Raw genomic sequence first — 2,008 nt, forward strand, 5'->3', positions numbered from 1 at the left:
AGCCTCTTTGAGCCCTGGTGTCTGTTCATGCACTTTGTCCGCCAGTTTCGCCATGGCCCACAGCAGGTTGGCGATATGCTGAGGAAAAAACTGGTCTTTCTGTGCGTTCACGTGGGGCAACAGCGCAGCCACCGCCTCTTTGAACTCTGGTGTCCACGCCTGTCCGTTGTCCACGAGTTTTACCAGGGCCCACAGCAGGTTGGTGATTTCCTGTGGGTTAAAGTTAGCTTTCTGTGCGTTCACGTGGGGTAGCAGGGCGGCCATAGCCTTGTTGAACTCTGGTGTCCGCTCCTGCCCGCTGCCTACCAGTTTCGCCATGGCCCACAGCAGGTTGGCGATATGCTGAGGATTGAATTGGGCTTTCTGTGCGTTCACCCGGGGCAGCAGCGCGGCCACGGCCTCTTTGAGCTCAGGTGTCTGCTTCTGCCCGTTGTCCACCAGTTTCGCCATGGCCCACAACAGGTTGACAATACCCTGTGGTTTAAAGTTAGCTTTCTGTGAGTTTATGTGAGGCAACAGCGCGGCCACAGCCTCGTTGAGCTCCAGTCTCTGCTCCTGCCCATTGTTCGGCAGTTTTGCCATGGCCCACAGCAGGTTGGCGATTCCCCGGGCATCAATATCCCTGTCTCCAGGTGTTTGGTTGCATTTAAATATTATTGCATCCAGTAGCGTTGACAATAAGGCAGCTTGAGTAAGCCTGACACGCTCATCCATGGGTTTATGAGGGGTAAAAACACCTGCTGAAGTCAATGAATGCATTGTTGTCGTCAGGCTTCGCCAATTCCAGCTCCGCGTTGCTGTGAAATTTTGCAGCAAACTGATCAGCTCGCTTTGTTCCGCTCGATTTAACGGTCTTTTAGCAGTTGACGTGTATTTTTTAATTGAACTGGCATATTGACCGTGATTTCTCCCATCATAGCGATGTCCGAAACGATACGATTTACTCACCAGATCATCCATTACTTCTTGTTTAATGAGGGCATTGAAGTCTTGAGCAGGGTTCACTGATCGGAACATTAGATTTTGAGAAGGGCATGCGGCAGAAGAGTGGTAAAATTCATTACGCCCCGGGGCTGTGCGGAGGGTATTATCCCATTGTCTGACTGTGGTATGCCTATATCGCCCACGCCTTGAAGAAGCGGCATGGTCATTTGGTTGGTTGTAATCATTATTTGATCTTGTGTATTGACCACTGATACCAGCAGAGCTTCTATCCATAATTATATTTCATTAATTCATGAAAATATAAAAAGCAGACTGCTGTTTTGTTCAAAAGTTCATTTTGATGAAATGTCTATAAGCGTAAACGGTTGGGGAAACACATCTACTCCTGATGTCATCAATCCGTTATTTTCAAATCATCCGGGCAAAAGGTGTTCAACACTGACATTCCTTTCCGGCATGTGAAAACGGATCTTGACTCATGATAGGAGGAAGGCAATTACTGGCTGTTTGTTTTCTTCCTTTTTGCGGGTTTACCGGTTTGCTCCTCTGAATGTTCTTCTGCAGTTAAGTAACCGTGATCTGAGGGTTGCCTGCCTTTATCAGCAGTAACGTATGCCTCATCTGCCCGCCTTCTTTTAAGTGATACAGAGCCATGCTCCTGTGGCGGGAAGCCTATCCTGGTCTTTATTTGATTAATGTATGGTTTTATTAAATCCTGATTCGAGAGCATGTTAACCGGAATTTCAATGACCTCAAATCCTGCTTTTTGCAACAGTGCGATTTTCAGCAGAGTCGAACCATTCCTGGTTTTGAAATCACCACCCACGTAATGAGAGGGACCCTGAATTTCAATCACCATGTTGTGATCTGGCAATACCAGGTCAACCGGAGGTAATGAGTTCAGACTCTTTTCTTCTTCAATCTTCAAAGATGGAATGCATGATTGGAGTTGATCGCGGAAGTCGGATTGAAGTTTTGAAATGGTTGTTTGGTAATGGGGGACGACCGGACACGGTCTCCCAAGACAACTTGCGGCCATGGCAATGATGGATTGATCCTCTTC

General features: G+C 47.6%; 2 protein-coding genes. Both read right to left on the reverse strand.

Annotated features, from left to right (window positions below; genetic code table 11):
* Nucleotides 1-1,218: DUF1601 domain-containing protein (locus tag ACO6V1_RS23655; protein ID WP_422469009.1), on the reverse strand; the 1,218-nt coding region annotated here is incomplete at its 3' end.
* Between the two features lie 223 nt (nucleotides 1,219-1,441).
* A partial coding sequence (locus tag ACO6V1_RS23660; RefSeq protein ID WP_422469011.1) for an RAP domain-containing protein occupies nucleotides 1,442-2,008 on the reverse strand: 567 nt, incomplete at its 5' end.

The organism is Endozoicomonas sp. ALC013, assembly GCF_049310205.1.
GTDB lineage: Bacteria > Pseudomonadota > Gammaproteobacteria > Pseudomonadales > Endozoicomonadaceae > Endozoicomonas.